At 72.7% G+C, this 14,512-nt stretch carries 17 protein-coding genes; 11 read left to right on the forward strand and 6 right to left on the reverse strand.

Annotated elements, in window-relative coordinates; genetic code table 11:
- Window positions 1-60 precede the first annotated feature (60 nt).
- Window positions 61-390: a hypothetical protein gene (locus ACYVOO_RS25720; RefSeq protein ID WP_461018056.1), complete on the forward strand. Its 330-nt coding sequence runs from the start codon at window positions 61-63 to the stop codon at window positions 388-390.
- On the opposite strand, the gene ACYVOO_RS25725 is transcribed toward ACYVOO_RS25720, so the two are convergent.
- Window positions 365-1,747, reverse strand: a complete 1,383-nt coding sequence (locus tag ACYVOO_RS25725) for an MFS transporter (protein WP_461018057.1) — start codon at window positions 1,745-1,747, stop codon at window positions 365-367. The two genes, ACYVOO_RS25720 and ACYVOO_RS25725, sit on opposite strands and share 26 nt — an antisense overlap.
- Window positions 1,748-1,871: 124 nt before the next feature.
- Here ACYVOO_RS25725 and ACYVOO_RS25730 point away from each other — a divergent pair, with 124 nt between their 5' ends.
- The 7 genes from ACYVOO_RS25730 to ACYVOO_RS25760 all read left to right on the forward strand — a co-directional run bounded on the left by ACYVOO_RS25730 (window position 1,872) and on the right by ACYVOO_RS25760 (window position 8,951).
- Window positions 1,872-2,357, forward strand: coding sequence for a MarR family winged helix-turn-helix transcriptional regulator (locus ACYVOO_RS25730; RefSeq protein ID WP_461018058.1), 486 nt, complete (start codon window positions 1,872-1,874; stop codon window positions 2,355-2,357).
- A gap of 112 nt (window positions 2,358-2,469) precedes the next feature.
- Window positions 2,470-3,396, forward strand: a complete 927-nt coding sequence (locus ACYVOO_RS25735) for a hydroxymethylglutaryl-CoA lyase (protein ID WP_461018059.1) — start codon at window positions 2,470-2,472, stop codon at window positions 3,394-3,396.
- A gap of 55 nt (window positions 3,397-3,451) precedes the next feature.
- A complete protein-coding gene (locus tag ACYVOO_RS25740) occupies window positions 3,452-4,258 on the forward strand; it encodes an enoyl-CoA hydratase/isomerase family protein (protein ID WP_461018060.1) in 807 nt (268 codons plus the stop codon).
- Window positions 4,255-5,496 (forward strand): CaiB/BaiF CoA transferase family protein, encoded by a 1,242-nt coding sequence (locus ACYVOO_RS25745; RefSeq protein ID WP_461018061.1) that lies wholly within the window; start codon window positions 4,255-4,257, stop codon window positions 5,494-5,496. The genes ACYVOO_RS25740 and ACYVOO_RS25745 overlap by 4 nt, the downstream gene beginning before the upstream one ends.
- A gap of 1 nt (window position 5,497) precedes the next feature.
- A complete protein-coding gene (locus ACYVOO_RS25750; protein WP_461018062.1) occupies window positions 5,498-6,313 on the forward strand; it encodes an enoyl-CoA hydratase/isomerase family protein in 816 nt (271 codons plus the stop codon).
- On the forward strand, window positions 6,313-7,956 hold the full coding sequence (locus ACYVOO_RS25755; protein ID WP_461018063.1) for an AMP-binding protein: 1,644 nt from the start codon (window positions 6,313-6,315) through the stop codon (window positions 7,954-7,956). The genes ACYVOO_RS25750 and ACYVOO_RS25755 overlap by 1 nt, the downstream gene beginning before the upstream one ends.
- Window positions 7,953-8,951, forward strand: a complete 999-nt coding sequence (locus ACYVOO_RS25760) for an NAD(P)H-dependent flavin oxidoreductase (RefSeq protein ID WP_461018064.1) — start codon at window positions 7,953-7,955, stop codon at window positions 8,949-8,951. The genes ACYVOO_RS25755 and ACYVOO_RS25760 overlap by 4 nt, the downstream gene beginning before the upstream one ends.
- A gap of 395 nt (window positions 8,952-9,346) precedes the next feature.
- On the opposite strand, the gene ACYVOO_RS25765 is transcribed toward ACYVOO_RS25760, so the two are convergent.
- Window positions 9,347-9,514: a hypothetical protein gene (locus ACYVOO_RS25765; protein WP_461018065.1), complete on the reverse strand. Its 168-nt coding sequence runs from the start codon at window positions 9,512-9,514 to the stop codon at window positions 9,347-9,349.
- Here ACYVOO_RS25765 and ACYVOO_RS25770 point away from each other — a divergent pair.
- The 3 genes from ACYVOO_RS25770 (at window position 9,501) to ACYVOO_RS25780 (ending at window position 10,602) form a co-directional block, all read left to right on the forward strand.
- Window positions 9,501-9,656, forward strand: a complete 156-nt coding sequence (locus tag ACYVOO_RS25770) for a hypothetical protein (RefSeq protein WP_461018066.1) — start codon at window positions 9,501-9,503, stop codon at window positions 9,654-9,656. The two genes, ACYVOO_RS25765 and ACYVOO_RS25770, sit on opposite strands and share 14 nt — an antisense overlap.
- A complete protein-coding gene (locus ACYVOO_RS25775; protein WP_461018067.1) occupies window positions 9,653-10,246 on the forward strand; it encodes a hypothetical protein in 594 nt (197 codons plus the stop codon). Before ACYVOO_RS25770 ends, ACYVOO_RS25775 begins: the two co-directional genes overlap by 4 nt.
- Before the next feature lie 152 nt (window positions 10,247-10,398).
- Entirely contained in the window at window positions 10,399-10,602 is a 204-nt protein-coding gene (locus ACYVOO_RS25780) for a hypothetical protein (RefSeq protein WP_461018068.1), read from the forward strand.
- A gap of 85 nt (window positions 10,603-10,687) precedes the next feature.
- On the opposite strand, the gene ACYVOO_RS25785 is transcribed toward ACYVOO_RS25780, so the two are convergent.
- From ACYVOO_RS25785 to ACYVOO_RS25800, 4 genes are all read right to left on the reverse strand, one after another.
- Entirely contained in the window at window positions 10,688-11,470 is a 783-nt protein-coding gene (locus tag ACYVOO_RS25785; RefSeq protein ID WP_461018069.1) for an SDR family NAD(P)-dependent oxidoreductase, read from the reverse strand.
- Window positions 11,471-11,557: 87 nt separating this feature from the next.
- Window positions 11,558-12,508, reverse strand: a complete 951-nt coding sequence (locus tag ACYVOO_RS25790) for a sugar phosphate isomerase/epimerase family protein (RefSeq protein WP_461018070.1) — start codon at window positions 12,506-12,508, stop codon at window positions 11,558-11,560.
- Window positions 12,505-13,530: a transketolase family protein gene (locus tag ACYVOO_RS25795; RefSeq protein WP_461018071.1), complete on the reverse strand. Its 1,026-nt coding sequence runs from the start codon at window positions 13,528-13,530 to the stop codon at window positions 12,505-12,507. Before ACYVOO_RS25795 ends, ACYVOO_RS25790 begins: the two co-directional genes overlap by 4 nt.
- A gap of 45 nt (window positions 13,531-13,575) precedes the next feature.
- On the reverse strand, window positions 13,576-14,454 hold the full coding sequence (locus ACYVOO_RS25800; RefSeq protein WP_461018072.1) for a transketolase: 879 nt from the start codon (window positions 14,452-14,454) through the stop codon (window positions 13,576-13,578).
- Between the last annotated feature and the right edge of the window lie 58 nt (window positions 14,455-14,512).

Below are 14,512 nucleotides of genomic sequence, written 5' to 3' on the forward strand. Positions count from 1 at the left end.
GGCCCCGCGCCCACCGGCACCCCCGATGCCCCCGGGGCCCCCGCCCCCTACGAAGCACCCTTGGAAGGGTTCCGCGCGCTGGTGAGGGGATTGCTCGGCGACACCACCGGTGCCGCGCCCGCCAGGCTCCGCGCCGGGATGCTGAGGCGGATCCTCAAAGAGCCCGACGCCGTCGTCGCGGTGATCGCCCATGCCGCAACAGCGCGACGGCCGCGCGCCCGCTACTTGGTGCCTGCCCACGCCCGCTTCGCCGTCGCCGCGCGGCGCCTGCTGCCCAGCTCGCAGTGGAACGCCCTGGTCTCCGCGGTCTTCCTCGGACGGCAGCGGCCACCGGACCCGGCAGGCGGACCGGGAGGCCCTGCCGTCACTCCCGCAGGTCCTCCGCCTTGACGCCGACGAGCAGCAGAACGACCGCCAGCAGCACGATCCCCGCGCTGATCTGGAGGCCGAGGGCGAGGCTGCCGGTGCTGTGCTGGATGAAGCCGAGCAGCGAAGGGGACGCCGCAGCGGCGAACGAGCCCATCGAGGTCACCAGCGCGATCCCGGTGGCGGCGGCCCGCTCCCCCAGGTAGATGGAGGGGATGGAGTAGAAGACGGTGAGGCCCGAGTAGTGGGCGGCGGCGAGAACCGCCAGGAGCAGCACGACGACGGTGACGCCGTCCGCGGTGAAGGAGAGGGCCAGCATCGCCAGCGCCGCGACGGTCCAGCTCAGTGCGGCGTGCCAGCGGCGTTCCAGGGTGCGGTCGGAGTGCCGCCCGACGATCAGCATGACCACGATGCCCAGCAGGGGCGGCAGGGCCGAGAAGAAGCCGAGGTCGAGGACGTCGCCGACGCCCGCCTCCGCGATGATCCGCGGGGTCCAGAACGACACGGCGTTGGCGAGGGTGTAGGCGCCGCAGGCGCAGAGGCCGATGATCCACAGCTTCGGGTCGCGCAGCGCGAGGAGCAGTCCGCCGTGGCCCTTGTCCGTCGCCCCCTCCGCGCCCTTCCGCCGCTGGTCCGCGTCGAGGTCCGCGCGGACGGCGGCGCGCTGCGCGGGGGTCAGCCAGCGCGCCTGTTCGGGGCCGTCGAGGAGCCACAGCAGGACGGCACCCGCGAGCAGGACGGGCGGGACGCCCTCGATGATGAACAGCCACTGCCAGTCGGCGAGGCCGCCGACGCCGCCGAAGGAGTCCATGATGGCGCCGGACATGAGGGACCCGAGGACGCCGGAGACGGGGACGCCCGCGAAGAACACGGCGGTCATGCGGGTGCGCCGGGCCGAGGGGAACCAGAGCGAGAGGAAGTAGAGGGCGCCGGGGAAGAACCCGGCCTCCGCGATGCCGAGGAGGAAGCGGGCGAGGTAGAAGGTGATCTCGTTCTGCACCAGCGAGGTGGCGACGGTGATGACACCCCAGGACGCCATGATGCGCACGAGCGTCATCCGGGCGCCGATCCGGGCGAGCAGCGCACTGCTCGGCACCTCGAAGAGGATGAAGCCCACGAAGAAGAGGGTCACGCCGAGGCCGTAGACGGCGGAGCCGAACCCGAGGTCGCGCTGGAGCCCCTGCTGGGCGATACCGATGTTGGTGCGGTCGATGAAGCTGACGATGTAGCAGATGACCAGGAGCGGCAGCACGCGCCAGGCGATGGTGCGGTAGGTCGCATCGCGGTCGACCTCGGCTGTGCCGGGGGAGCCCGGTGAGGAGCCCTGCGGAGAATCCTTCGGGGAGTCCGGTGGTTCGGTGAAGGTTGACGGGTCGGCCACGACGTACGGCTCCTTTGGTGAACAGTCTCGCCGGAGGCGGCGGGCGCTGCGAGTCTCAGCCGCTTAAGTTGATAAAGTCAACACCTTGGACGACGCCACCTCGACCGGGGATACCATGCAGCGCATGGTGAAACGTGAGGATGGCCGAGACCTCGTGCCGATCTCCGAGCTGCTGTCCTACCGGCTGTCGCGCACATCCTCGGCGCTGTCGCGCAGCGCGGCGCTCCGGTACCGCCGCGAGTTCGACGTCAGCCTCGGCGAGTGGCGCACCCTCGCGCTCATCGCGGCCGATCCGACGCTGACGCTGAACCGGCTGGCCCGACGGGCGGGTCTCGACAAGGCCCAGATGAGCCGGGTCGTCCGCGGCCTGGTCGAGCGGGGGTTCGTGAACCGCACGGAGGGGACGGGACGCAGCCGCCAACTGGCCCTCACCGAGGCCGGGGTCGAGGTGTACCGGGGTCTGATCGGCGCCGCGAACGAGCGGGACGCGACCTTCGCCGCCGCGCTCACCGAGGAGGAGACGCGCGTCCTGGACCGCGCCCTGGACAAGCTCGCCGACCTCGCGCTGTCCCTGGAACACCAGGAGCGGGAGCACTTCGACAAGGACTAGCCAGAGACGGCCAGGGACCCGGGCAGGGGCCGGGCGGCGACTCGCAAGTGTTGACAACATCAACAGGCGGGGGATAGTTCTGATCGGGTCATCCTGAAGGGGAGGTGGCTCGATGACCGACACGGTCACCATCTGCGAATGCTTCGCCCGGGACGGGCTCCAGCACGAGCCCGCTTTCGTGCCGACCGCAACGAAGGTCGGCCTGCTGGAGATGTTCGCCGGCGCGGGCTTCCGCCGCGTCGAGGCGACGAGCTACAGCCATCCGCGCTGGGTCCCCGCCTTCGCCGACGCGAGCGAGGTACTGGCCGGTGTCACACACCGCCCCCGCGTGGCGTTCAAGGCGACGTGCCCCAACCCGCGGGCCGTCGAGCGGGCCCTGGCCGACCTCGAACTCGGCGTGGGCGCGGAGGAATTGAGCCTGCTGGTCTCGGCCAGCGAGAGCCACACGCGCAAGAACCTGCGCAGCACGCGGGAAGAGCAGTGGCGGCGGGTCGAGGAGATGACCTCGCTGGCCGACGGCCGGTTCCGGCTCGTCGGAGTGGTCTCCGTCGCGTTCGGGTGTCCCTTCGAGGGGCGGATCGATCCGGGCCGCGTCGCCGATGACGTCGCCCGCTTCGTGGGACTCGGCGCCGACGCCGTCACGCTGGGCGACACCACGGGCGTCGCCACCCCCGGAGACGTCACCCGGCTCTTCACCCGGCTGGAGCGCGAGCACCCCGGGCTGCCGGTCGTCGCCCACTTCCACAACACCCGGGGGACGGCCGTCGCAAACGCGGTGGCGGCCCTGGAGGCGGGCTGCCGCCACTTCGACAGTGCGCTCGGAGGTGTCGGCGGCCACCCGTCGAAGATCGGCTACGGCGCCGGGCTCACCGGCAACGTCTGCACCGAGGACCTGGTGAGCCTGTTCGAGGCCATGGGTGTGGACACCGGGCTCGACCTGGACGCGCTCGCCGCCGCTTCCGCGGCCTGCGAGAAGGCACTCGGCCGCCCGCTGCACAGCATGGTGGCGCGCGCCGGATTCCAGCGCTCCGCCGCCTGACCCCCTCCCCCTCCCTCACCCCCACCGCGAACCGCCCGACCGAGGAGAACCCTCCGTGACCGTCACGACCAGCGGACAGCCGACCGACACGGGCTCAACGGGCTCGACGGATTCGACGGGCTCGACAGGCTCAACGGACGCGGGCGTCCTGCTCGTCGAGGACCGAGGCCCCGTCCGCGTCCTCACCCTCAACCGTCCCGACAAGCTCAACGCCCTCGACACGGCCCTCACCCGGGCCCTCGACGACGCGCTCACCGCCGCGGAGGAGGACGGCGAGGTGCGCGCCGTCGTGCTCACCGGCGCGGGGCGCGGCTTCTGTTCGGGCGCCGATCTGTCGGAGTTCTCGTCGCTCACCCCCGGCCAGCCGGATGCCGTCCTGGAGCGGGCGGCCCTCACCGCCCGGCTCCAGACGCGGATGCAGCAGATGGGCACACCGGTCGTCGCGGCGGCGCACGGTGCCGCGGTGGGCGGTGGCGCCGGACTCGTCGTGGGCGCCGACATGACCGTCGTGGGCACGGACCTGAAGTTCGGCTACCCGGAGCTGCGGCACTCGATCGTCCCGGCACTCGTCATGACCGGGCTCCAGCGCCAGTTCAGCCGCAAGCTGGCCTTCGAGCTGGTGAGCACGGGGCGGCTGCTGTCCGCGGCGGAGGCGGCGGAACACGGCCTGGCCAACCGCGTCGTCGAACCGGATCAGGTGGTCGACGCCGCACTGGAGATCGCGGAGCGGTGGGCGGCCGTGGAGCCCCGCGCGCTCCGTGCGGCCAAGGAACTGTTCTACCGCGTCGCGGATCTGCCGACCGAGGCGGCGATGCGGGCCGGGCAGGACGTGAACGCGCTGATGCGGGGGTTCCGCCAGTGAACGCCGCCAGCACCGCCGGCGCCCCCGGCACGCCCAGCGCCCCCGGCTCGTCCGCCCCGCTGGAGGGCGTCACCGTCCTCGACTTCTCGCGGGTCCTCGCAGCGCCGATGGCCACGCAGATCCTCGCCGAGCTGGGCGCCACCGTCATCAAGGTGGAACGGCCGCGCTGCGGCGACGAGACCCGCGGCTTCGAGCCCCGCCTGCCCCAGGGCGAGAGCGCCTACTTCTTCGCGTTCAACCGAGGCAAGCGCTCGGTCACCCTGGACCTCAAGAACCCCCGAGGCCGGGACCTCGCCCGCCGCCTCGCGGCCCGCGCCGACGTCGTCGTGGAGAACTTCCTGCCGGGCGCCATGGACAAGCTGGGCCTGGGCTACGACGAACTCGCCGCGCACAACCCGGGCCTGGTGTACGTGTCGGCCACCGGCTTCGGGCAGAGCGGGCCCGACCGCATGCGCAAGGGCTACGACACCATCTTCCAGGCGCTGTCCGGCGTCATGGCCATGACCGGGGAGCCGGACGGGCCGCCCAGCAAGACCGGCATACCCGTCGCGGACATGACCTCCGGCCTCTGGGTCGCGATCGCCGCGCTCACCGGGCTCGCCGGACGCGGTGCCACCGGCCGCGGACGGCACTTCGACGTCTCCATGATGGACGTCCAGCTCAGCCTCCAGGCCCTCAACGCGGCCCGGCTGTTCGCGCTGGACGAGGACCCGTCGCGCACCGGCACCGAACACCCCGGACGGGTACCCTCCGCCGCCTTCCAGACCGCCGACGGCGGCTGGCTGCACATCAGCGGAAGCGACCAGCACTGGGGGCCGCTGTGCTCCGTGCTCGGTCTCGACGGACTCGTCGAGGACCCTTCCCTGCGCAACAACGCGGGGCGCGTCGCCCACCGCGAGCGGGTGATGACCGCGCTGCGCACGGCGATCGCGGCGCGGAACCGCGAAGCGCTGCTCAAGGAGCTGCACGCCGCCGACGTCCCGGCAGGCGAGGTCCGTGGCGTACGGGAGGCCCTGGCCGCCCCGCACGCGCGGGAGCGGGGCGTCGTCACCGGCTTCGACCACCCCACCGAGGGCCCCTTCCAGGCCGTGCGCACTCCGCTGCGCGAGACGGGCGGCGAGCCCGCGCCCGCAGGGACTCCCCCACTGCTGGGCGCCGACACCGACGACGTGCTCGCGGAGTTCGCCGGGCTCGACGACGCCGAGATCGAGGGCCTGCGGGCCACGGGGGTGATCTGAGGTGACCGGACCCGGCGAACCGGCCGCCACAGCGGCGGAAGCCCCGCGTGTGCGTCGCACGGTGACCGACGGCATCGCCCACGTCGAACTGGCCAGGCCGCGCGCCCGCAACGCCGTGGACCTGCCCATGTGCCGGGAGCTGAGGTCGGTCTTCGAGGAGATCGACGCCGACGACGACGTCCGCGTGGTGCTCCTGTCCGCGCGGGGCCCCGCCTTCTGCGCAGGGGCCGACCTCAAGGAGCGGGCCGGGAAGGACGCCGCCTGGGTACGCCGCCGTCGGCTCGCCTCGTTCGCCGCCTACGAGGCCGTCGAGCGGTGCCGCCGTCCGGTCGTCGCGCTCGTGCACGGTGCGGTCGTGGGGTCCGGCGGCGAGATCACGCTGGCCGCCGACTTCGCCGTCGCCGCCGAGAGCACCGTCTTCCGCTTCCCCGAGCCGCACTGGGGCACGGTCGGCGCCACCCAGCGGTTGCAGCGCGCGATCGGCAAGCGCCGCGCGAAGGAACTCCTCTTCACCGGGCGCCCCATGCCAGCGGCCGAGGCCCTCGGCCTGGGCGTCGTCTCCCGGGTGGTCCCCGACGAGCGACTGGCCGACGCGGGCGCGGAGATCGCGGAACGGATCGCGGAGGCACCGCCGCTCGCCATCTCGCTGACCAAGCGGGCCGTCGACCTCGGCGGCGAGACCGACCTCGACCGCGGCATCAGGATCGAGATGTCCGCGATCGAACAGTGCCTGGCCGACGGCGGCTGGCGCGACGGCGTCGACCGGTTCGCGCGCCGCGGCTCCGAGGACTCCCGCAGCACCGACGTGGAGAAGTGATGAACCTCAGCAGGACGACATGCCCCCTCACCCCGCACGAGGCGCTGGAGCGCGCCGCGTTCCTCGCCCCCGACGTGGAGGCCGTGGTCACGGCCGAAGAACGGATCACCTACGGTGAGCTGGCCGCCGAGGTGGCCCGGATCCGGTCGGCGCTCTCCGCTGCCGGAATCGGCCGGGGCGACCGCGTCGGCCTCTGCCTCGGCAACGGTCCCCGCTGGGTCGCCCTGTTCCTCGCCCTGGGCTCCGTCGGCGCGGTGACCGTCCCCGTCAACACCCGGTACACCGCCGACGAGGTGGCACACACCCTCGCCCATGCGAAGGTCTCTACGCTGTTCGTCGCGGACCACGTTCTCCGCGTCGACTTCAGCGCCGTCCTGGACGAGATCGGCGTCGGCACGGAGGCCACCGACGGGGACGGCACCGTCGCCTGCGCAGCGCTGCCCGATCTGGAACGCGTCGTCATGCTCGGCCAGGAGACGCCCGGATGGGCGACACCGTGGCCCGCGTTCCTGGCCGAAGGAGGCTCCGGTGCGGCGCCCCCGCCGACGGGCACCCCCGACGACATCCTCCTCGTCCAGTACACCTCCGGCACGACCTCCCGCCCCAAGGGCGTGCTGCTCACCCAGCGCGGCATGTGCGCCGACGCGTTCTTCTCCGGCGCCCGGCTCGGCCTGCGTCCCGGGGACCGCTTCCACAGCGCACGGCCCTTCTTCCACGTCGCCGGAAGCACCCTGTCCGTCCTGGCCTGTCTCCAGCACGCCGCCACGCTGGTGACCATGCCGAAGTTCGAACCGGCCGAGGCGCTGCGGCTGCTGGAGGCCGAGCGCTGCACCCACTTCTCCGGCAACGACACCATCGCACTGATGCTGCTCAACCACCCCGACCGCGCACACCGCACCCTGCGTCTGCGGGGCGCGTGGGTCGCCGCCTCCCCCACCGTCATCCGGCGGGTGATCGACGAACTGGGCGCCGCCGAGTGCGTCGCGGGCTACGGACTGTCCGAGGCGTCCCCCAACGTCGCGCAGTCCTGCTGGTGGGAGGAGGACGAGGTGCGTGCCTCCGGCGCGATGCGGGTCGAGCCCGGCGTCGAGGTGCGCATCCGGGCCCTGGACGGCACCCGCGACTGCGGCCCGGACGAGCCGGGCTCCATCCTGGTGCGCGGCTGGAACGTGATGCGGGGCTATCTCGACGCGCCCGAGGCGACCGCCGCCGCCATCGACCCCGACGGCTGGCTGGCCACCGGCGACGTCGGCACCCTCGACACCTCCGGGCGGCTGCACTTCGTGGGGCGCACCAAGGACATCATCCGGGTCGGCGGCGAGAACGTCGCACCGGCCGACGTGGAGGACACCCTGCACCGGCATCCGCTGGTGCGGCAGGCCGTCGTGGTCGGCGTCCCCGACGAACGGCTGGTCGAGGTCCCCTTCGCGTTCGTCGTCCTCACCGAACCCGGCGTCACGGAGGACGAGTTGATCGAGTGGGCCCGCACCCGGATGGCGGGCTTCAAGGTGCCGCGCCATCTGCGGATCGTCGACGGGTTCGAGGGCATCGGCATGACCGCCAGCTCCAAGGTGCGGAAGAACCTGCTCGCGGAGCACGCCCGTACGCTGCTCGCGGGGCAGGACGACGAGGTGCCCGCATGACGCGCATCCCCACGCCGGTCACCCGGCTGCTCGGCATCGACCTGCCCGTCGTCCAGGCGGGCATGTCCTGGGCGTCCTCGTGCTCGGCGCTGCCGCTCGCGGTCAGCAGGGCCGGGGGCCTCGGGGTCGTCGCCGCAGGACCGATGCGGCTGGACGACCTCGCGCGCGTGCTCGACGAGACGGCGGCGGGCACCGACAGCCCCTGGGCGGTCAACCTCCCGCTCTACCGGCAGGGCGCCGAGGACGTCATCGAGCTGCTCCTCTCCCGCAGACCGCCCGTGGTCATCGCCTCCCAGGGCGGGCCGCGCCGCTATCTGGAGCGCTTCCACGACGTCGGCACCCGCTGTCTGCACGTCGTGGCCGGTGTCGAGCACGCCCGCAAGGCAGCCGAGGCGGGGGTCGACGGTCTCGTGGTCGTCGGCGCGGAGGCGGGCGGGCACCCGCCGCCCGCCATGGTGACCACCCAGGTCCTGGTGCGTGCCGTGGTCTCGGCCGTCCCGGAGGTCCCCGTGATCGCCTCCGGCGGGATCGCGGACGGGGCCGGACTGGCCGCGATGCTGGCACTGGGCGCGGGCGCGGCGCAGTTCGGCACCCGCTTCCTCGCGACGGAGGAGGCCACCGTGCACCCCGACTACAAGGCGGCGGTCCTCGCCACCGGGGTGGACGGCACCCGCACCGTCGGACACGGTCTCGGTGTCATCCGCGCCGTGGCGAACGACTTCACCGCACGCATGGGGCGCCTGGAGGAGTCGGCGGCCGAACTGGACGTGCGGCGCAAGGAGTTCCAGTCCGTCACCCTCAAGGACGCAGCGCTGCACGGCAGGGTGCGCGACGCCAAAGTGGAGGCCGGACAGTCCGCCGGTCTCGTCGACTCGGTGCTGCCCGCGGCCGACGTCGTGGAGCGCGTCGTGACCGAGTACCGCGCCGCGCTCGCCCGTCTCCCCCTTCCCGTCGAGCCGGCCCCGGAGTCGGAGCCGGAGTCTCCGTCGGCGTAGCGGGCGCCGGGCCCGGACGGTGCCGCCAGGGCGCGTTTTTTGGGGTCGCCCACCTCGCCGTATCACTACACGTATCCGACGCAACACCCTAAGTGGCCCTCAGGGATGACTGATCCACCGTATGGAGTGATCATTCCGGGCCAGGGCACATAACCCCCACCTCCGCGAACCAAGCTCTCGGCGTGGCGATCGCCGGGCGGCTCAACAGCCGCCCGTGCGGCCTGACATGGCTGTTCCCGGCCATGTCACTTCGGTCGAGAGGATGCGTGGATTGCGCGGTACGACGAGCAGGAGACGGGGCGCCTGGAGGACGGCGTCGGTGGCGGCAGCGGTGCTGTCCGTGCTGGTGGGGCCGGTCGCGGCGGGTCTGAGTCAGGCCGCTTCCGGGCCCGGCATCATGAGCTGGGGCGCAGGGACAGGCGGGCCAGTTGGGCGACGGCGGCACCGGTGACCGCTGGTCCCCTGGCCCGGTGACGGCTGAACCGGGGCGAGGTACGGAAGATCTCCGCGGGCGGGACGGAGAGCGGCGACTCCTTCGCCGTCGCACAGTTGGAGGACGGCACCGTACGGGCCTGGGGCAGCGACTCCGCCGGGCAGCTCGGCAACGGCACCCGGCACGACCGGGCCACCCCCGACACGGTGACCGCGCAGCGGACCAGAGCGTCAGCCAGCGGCTGCGCGGCGTACGGGCCGGAGCGAAGGTGACCGTCACCTTCGACGACAGGACAGGGGGCGCCAACCGCTCCTGCGGCAAGGAGCAGATCGACGCCGGTCAGCCGTACACCCTCCAGGGGTCGGGCGGCACGAAGCGGAGCTTCACGACCGAGCCGGGCGGCACCGACTGGCGCCGCGACCAGAGTTACACCTTCACGGCGGACGAGAACGAGCCCCTGATCACCTTCGCCTCGGCGCAGACCAAGGGGCGCTGGGACTGCGGGCCACTGCTCGCCAAGGTCCGCGCCTCCCAGGTGCCGCCCCCGGTGGACAAGACGGTCCCCAAGAACCGGCTGCCTGAGCCGGAAGCCTTCCAGGGCAACGAGCGCATCACCGCGCAGAAGGCCGCCGACCACTGCGCGAGCGCCCGGAGCAACTGCGCCTTCACCGTGGACAAGGAGTACTCGTACACCTACTACGACACCTCACGGGTCGTCGGCGAGGCGTATCTCAACTGCACCCGCAACACCGTCAGCCACGAACGGCAGGTCAAGTACACGGGACGCGCCTATGACAATCTGAGCCAGAGCGCCGACATCGAGCGGCTGGCCAATCCCAAGGACAACCTGAACCAGCCCTGAACCAGCAGTTCACCTCCGGCTTCGACAAGAGTTCACCGGAGCCCTGGCGCTGGTCCACGTCGACGGACCGGACGGTCCGCGAGACCATCGAGGCGGGCGAGGCGGGCTGGATCGAGGCCCAGCCCGGCAGGCAGCGCGTCGACGGGTGGCTGGTGAGCGGCGGCGACGACCCCGACAAGCAGATCCGTCTGCACGTGGTCGCCGACGGCCCCTCACCACGGGTACCTGACCGCATCTACCAGCGCACGGGCCCGCGCGCCACGGGCGAGAAGGAACGCTGCCGCTCCTACCGCCCGAACGCGCCCACCTCCGTGGGCGAGGACGCACCGGCGGCCGGAGCCGACCGGGAGGACTGACCCGGATCGCATCGAGGGGTCCGAGGGGCCCAGGGGGGTCCGAGGGGCGTGCCGCACATGGCGCCCCTCGGGCCCCCGTCGCTGTTCAGTGGATGTGGGAGCCGCCGTTGATGTCGTAGGTGACACCGGTGAGGTACTCGGACTCGGGCCGGGCCAGGAAGGCGATGACGTCGGCGACATCGGTGACGGTTCCGGTGCGGCCCATCGGGATGTCGGCGACCATGGCGGCCTTGCGCTCCGGGTCGAGACGGCCCGCGGTGATGTCGGTGTCTATCAGGCCGGGCGCGACGGAGTTGACGGTGACTCCGGAGGGGCCCAGCTCACGGGCCAGGGCACGCGAGAACCCGAGCAGCGCCGCCTTCGCCGCCGAGTACGCGACGCCGCCGAAGACACCGCCGCCCCGCTCTGCCGAGACCGAGGAGAGGTGGACGATCCGGCCGAAGCCGCGCTCGGCCATGCCGGGCGCGATGCGCCGGGTGACGAGGAAACTGCCGCGGACGTTGACGTCGAAGATGCGGTCCCACTCCTCTGCCGAGACGTCGAGGAAGCGGGTGGGCGAGGTGATCCCGGCGTTGTTGACGAGGGCGCCGATCGGGGTCAGTTCGGCCTCGACGGCGGCCACGGCGGTGTCCACCGCTTCGGGGTCCGTCACATCGGCTGCGACCCCCAGCGTGCGCACACCATGTGTTCCGGCCACCTCGCGCGCGGTGTCCTCGGCCGCGCTCTCGTCGATGTCGATGACGGCGATGTCGTAGCCGCCCGCCGCCAGTGCGTGCGCCGTGGCCCGCCCGATGCCACGCGGCGACCCCGCGCCGGTGACGACGGCGGAGCGGGAGAGGGGGGACGAGGGGGTGGAAGGGGAGGTCATCGGGGTCTCCTGGGGGAAGCTGATGGGTGTGGGTGAGTTGATGTGGGCGGGTCGGTGGGGTGCCGACCGTGACGGTGCGTCAGAGGGTCAGCGGGTCGGCGCCGGTCCCGCACCGGCCTCGGCGAGCAGTCGTGAGACCACCGCTCCGGCGCGTGCCGCCTCGGCGGGCCGCTCCGCTTCCGGCACATCGTGCGTCTCCAGCTCCAGGCTGTAGTGGCCCTCGTAGCCGACGGCCGTCAGATGGCGGATCAGCGCGGCGAAGTCCACCTCGCCCCGGCCGATGCTGCGGTGGATGTCGCCGCGTACGGCATCGCGCAGATGGACATGGGCGAGGCGGTCGCCGAAGGCGCGGGCCGCCGCCACGCAGTCGCCTCCCCCGGCCACCACATGGCTGGTGTCCAGCACCAGACGGACCGGGGTCCCCGCCAGCTCCTCCCGCAGCCGCAGAGCGCGGGAGAGGTCGTGGCACAGCCGCGAGAAATGCGGGGCCTCGACGAGCAGCGCGAGCCCCGCCGGTGCCACCACCCGCTCCGCGGCGGCCAGCGCACCGGCGACGGCGCGGATCGCCGCGTCCTCGTCCCCGCGCGGAGGACCACCATGCGACGGACCCTCATGAGCCGGACCCTCCTGCGCACCGCAGGGCAGCGTGACCGAGGGCGCGCCCGTCAGCTCTGCCAGCCGCACCAGCGGCTCCAGCCGTGCGGCGACCGTCGACGGAGTGAGCGCGGGGTCGTCCAGCGGGCCGACGTCCGCGTTGACGGTACGGACCCGCAGCCCGCTGTCGCGGACCAGTCCGGCGATCGGCCCGACCCGCTCCCCCGGCAGCGGGAAGGGCACGTGGTCGCAGACGCCGGGCAGGGCACCGAGGTCGATCTCCGCGAACCCGGCCCCGGCGATCTTCCGCAGCGCCTCGTCCAGTGGCAGTCTGCGCAGCGAGATCGTGCTGCATCCGACGCGCGGGTCGATCGGCTGCCTCCCCGAGGCGCCCGTGACGGCCGAGGCGGCGGACGCGGAGGTCGCGGAGGACGCGGCCGTCACAGCTCCGCCCGCACACGGTCCTTGACCGCGGCCACCGACAGGCCGTAGCGGTCGTGCAGGGTGGGCAGCGCTCCCGCTGCCAGGAACGCGTCGGGCAGACCGATCGGCACGATCCGCGTCCCGGCGCCCGCGTACGCCAGGCAGGAGGCCACGGACTCGGCGAGCCCGCCGATGACGGAGTGGTTCTCCAGCGTCACCACCAGCCGCCCCTCGGCCGTCTCGCGCAGGATCGTCTCGTGGTCCAGCGGCTTGATGGTCGGTACGTGCAGTACGGCGGCGTCGATGTGGTCGGCCTCCAGCTCGCGCGCGGCGGTGAGAGCGCGGGGTGTCATCAGTCCCGTCGAGACGAACAGCACGTCGCGTCCGGTGCGCAGCGTGGCGGCGCGGCCCAGCTCGAAGCGGTAGTCGTACTCGTCGAGCACGGTGGGCACGGCGCCGCGCAGCAGCCGCAGATACGTCGGCCCTGGCGCTGCTGCCAGTGCGGGGACGGCCTGTTCGATGTCGACGGAGTCGGCGGCGTCGACGATCGTCAGCCCTGGGACGCCGCGCAGGATCGCCAGATCCTCGGTGGCCTGGTGGCTGGGCCCGTAACCGGTGGTGAGTCCGGGCAGCGCGCCGACGATGTTGACGTTCAGGCCGGGTTCCGCGATGTCGAGGCAGAGGAAGTCGTAGGCGCGGCGGGTGGCGAAGACGGAGTAGGTGGAGGCGAACGGGAGGAGCCCGACCTCAGCCAGGCCCGCCGCTGCGCCGAGCATGGCCTGTTCCGCCATGCCCGACTGGAAGAACCGGTCGGGGTGTGCCTCGCGGAAGATGTGCATGTCGGTGTACTTGGCCAGGTCGGCGGAGAGTCCGACGATCTCCGGGCGCTCCTCCGCGAGCCGGGCCAGCGCGTGGCCGAAGGGGGCGCGGGTGGTGCGCTGCCCCTCCTCGGCGATAGAGGCGATCATGGCCGAGGTGGTGAGCTTGCGCGGCGCGTTCTTGGCTTGGGTCTTGGCCTTGGCCGTTGACGGGGCGGCGGTCATGCGGCGGTTCCTTTCCGGGGAGGGGCGGGTCGGGGACGGGGTGGGCTACTGGACGTCGCGGCCCTGGGCCAGCTCGTCGCGTGCGAGCTGCCACTCGTGCTCCTCGACCCGCATGAAGTGCGCCTTCTCCCGCGTCTCCAGCAGCGGTACGCCGCGCCCGATCCGGGTGTCACAGATGAGCACCGAAGGCGAGCCCCGGTGTGCGCGCAGCGCGTCGAAGGCGTCGACGAGGGCCCCGATGTCGTTGCCGTCCACGCGTATCGCGTGCCAGCCGAACGCCTCCCACTTCTCCGTGACCGGCTCGGTCCGCAGCACACCGGCCGTGGGGCCGTCCGCCTGGAGGGCGTTGACGTCGACGATGGCGGTGACGTTGTCCAGCCCGTGGTGGGCGCAGAGCATCGCGGCCTCCCAGGTGGAGCCCTCGTCCAGCTCGCCGTCGGAGAGCAGGTTGTAGACCCGCGCCTCGCTGCCCTGGTGGCGCAGCCCCAGCGCCATGCCCGCCGCGATGCCGAGCCCGTGGCCGAGCGAGCCGCCGGAGATCTCCATGCCCGGCGTGTACGAGGCCATGCCCGACATGGGCAGCCGCGAGTCGTCGCTGCCGTAAGTGGCCAGCTCCTCGGGGTCCAGGATGCCCGCCTCGGCGAGGGCCGCGTACAAGGCGATGGCGTAGTGGCCGACCGACAGCAGGAACCTGTCGCGTTCGGGCCAATCCGGTTCGTCGGCGCGGTAGTTGAGCACGTCCTTGTAGGCGACGGCGAGGATGTCCGCGACCCCGAGCGCCTGGCCGATGTAGCCCTGGCCCTGTACCTCGCCCATGTCGAGGGCGTGGTGGCGGATGCGGTGGGCCGCGTCGCGCAGGGCACGGACGCGCACCTCGCGGGAGGCATCGGCGGTCGTGGTGGGTGCGGGGGTGGACGGGGTCACTGGTGCGTCACTCCTCGGGGAGGTACGGGGTAGTCACGGGGAGCCGGGGGTTCGGGAG

The organism is Streptomyces daliensis (genome assembly GCF_054782395.1).

Bases quoted from the DNA above. Each gene is read 5' to 3' on its own strand.
- ACYVOO_RS25760 (WP_461018064.1), top strand. From the start codon at position 7,953: ATGACGCGCATCCCCACGCCGGTCACCCGGCTGCTCGGCATCGACCTG.
- ACYVOO_RS25730 (WP_461018058.1), top strand. From the start codon at position 1,872: ATGGTGAAACGTGAGGATGGCCGAGACCTCGTGCCGATCTCCGAGCTG.
- ACYVOO_RS25795 (WP_461018071.1), bottom strand. From the start codon at position 13,530: ATGACCGCCGCCCCGTCAACGGCCAAGGCCAAGACCCAAGCCAAGAAC.
- ACYVOO_RS25755 (WP_461018063.1), top strand. From the start codon at position 6,313: ATGAACCTCAGCAGGACGACATGCCCCCTCACCCCGCACGAGGCGCTG.
- ACYVOO_RS25735 (WP_461018059.1), top strand. From the start codon at position 2,470: ATGACCGACACGGTCACCATCTGCGAATGCTTCGCCCGGGACGGGCTC.
- ACYVOO_RS25785 (WP_461018069.1), bottom strand. From the start codon at position 11,470: ATGACCTCCCCTTCCACCCCCTCGTCCCCCCTCTCCCGCTCCGCCGTC.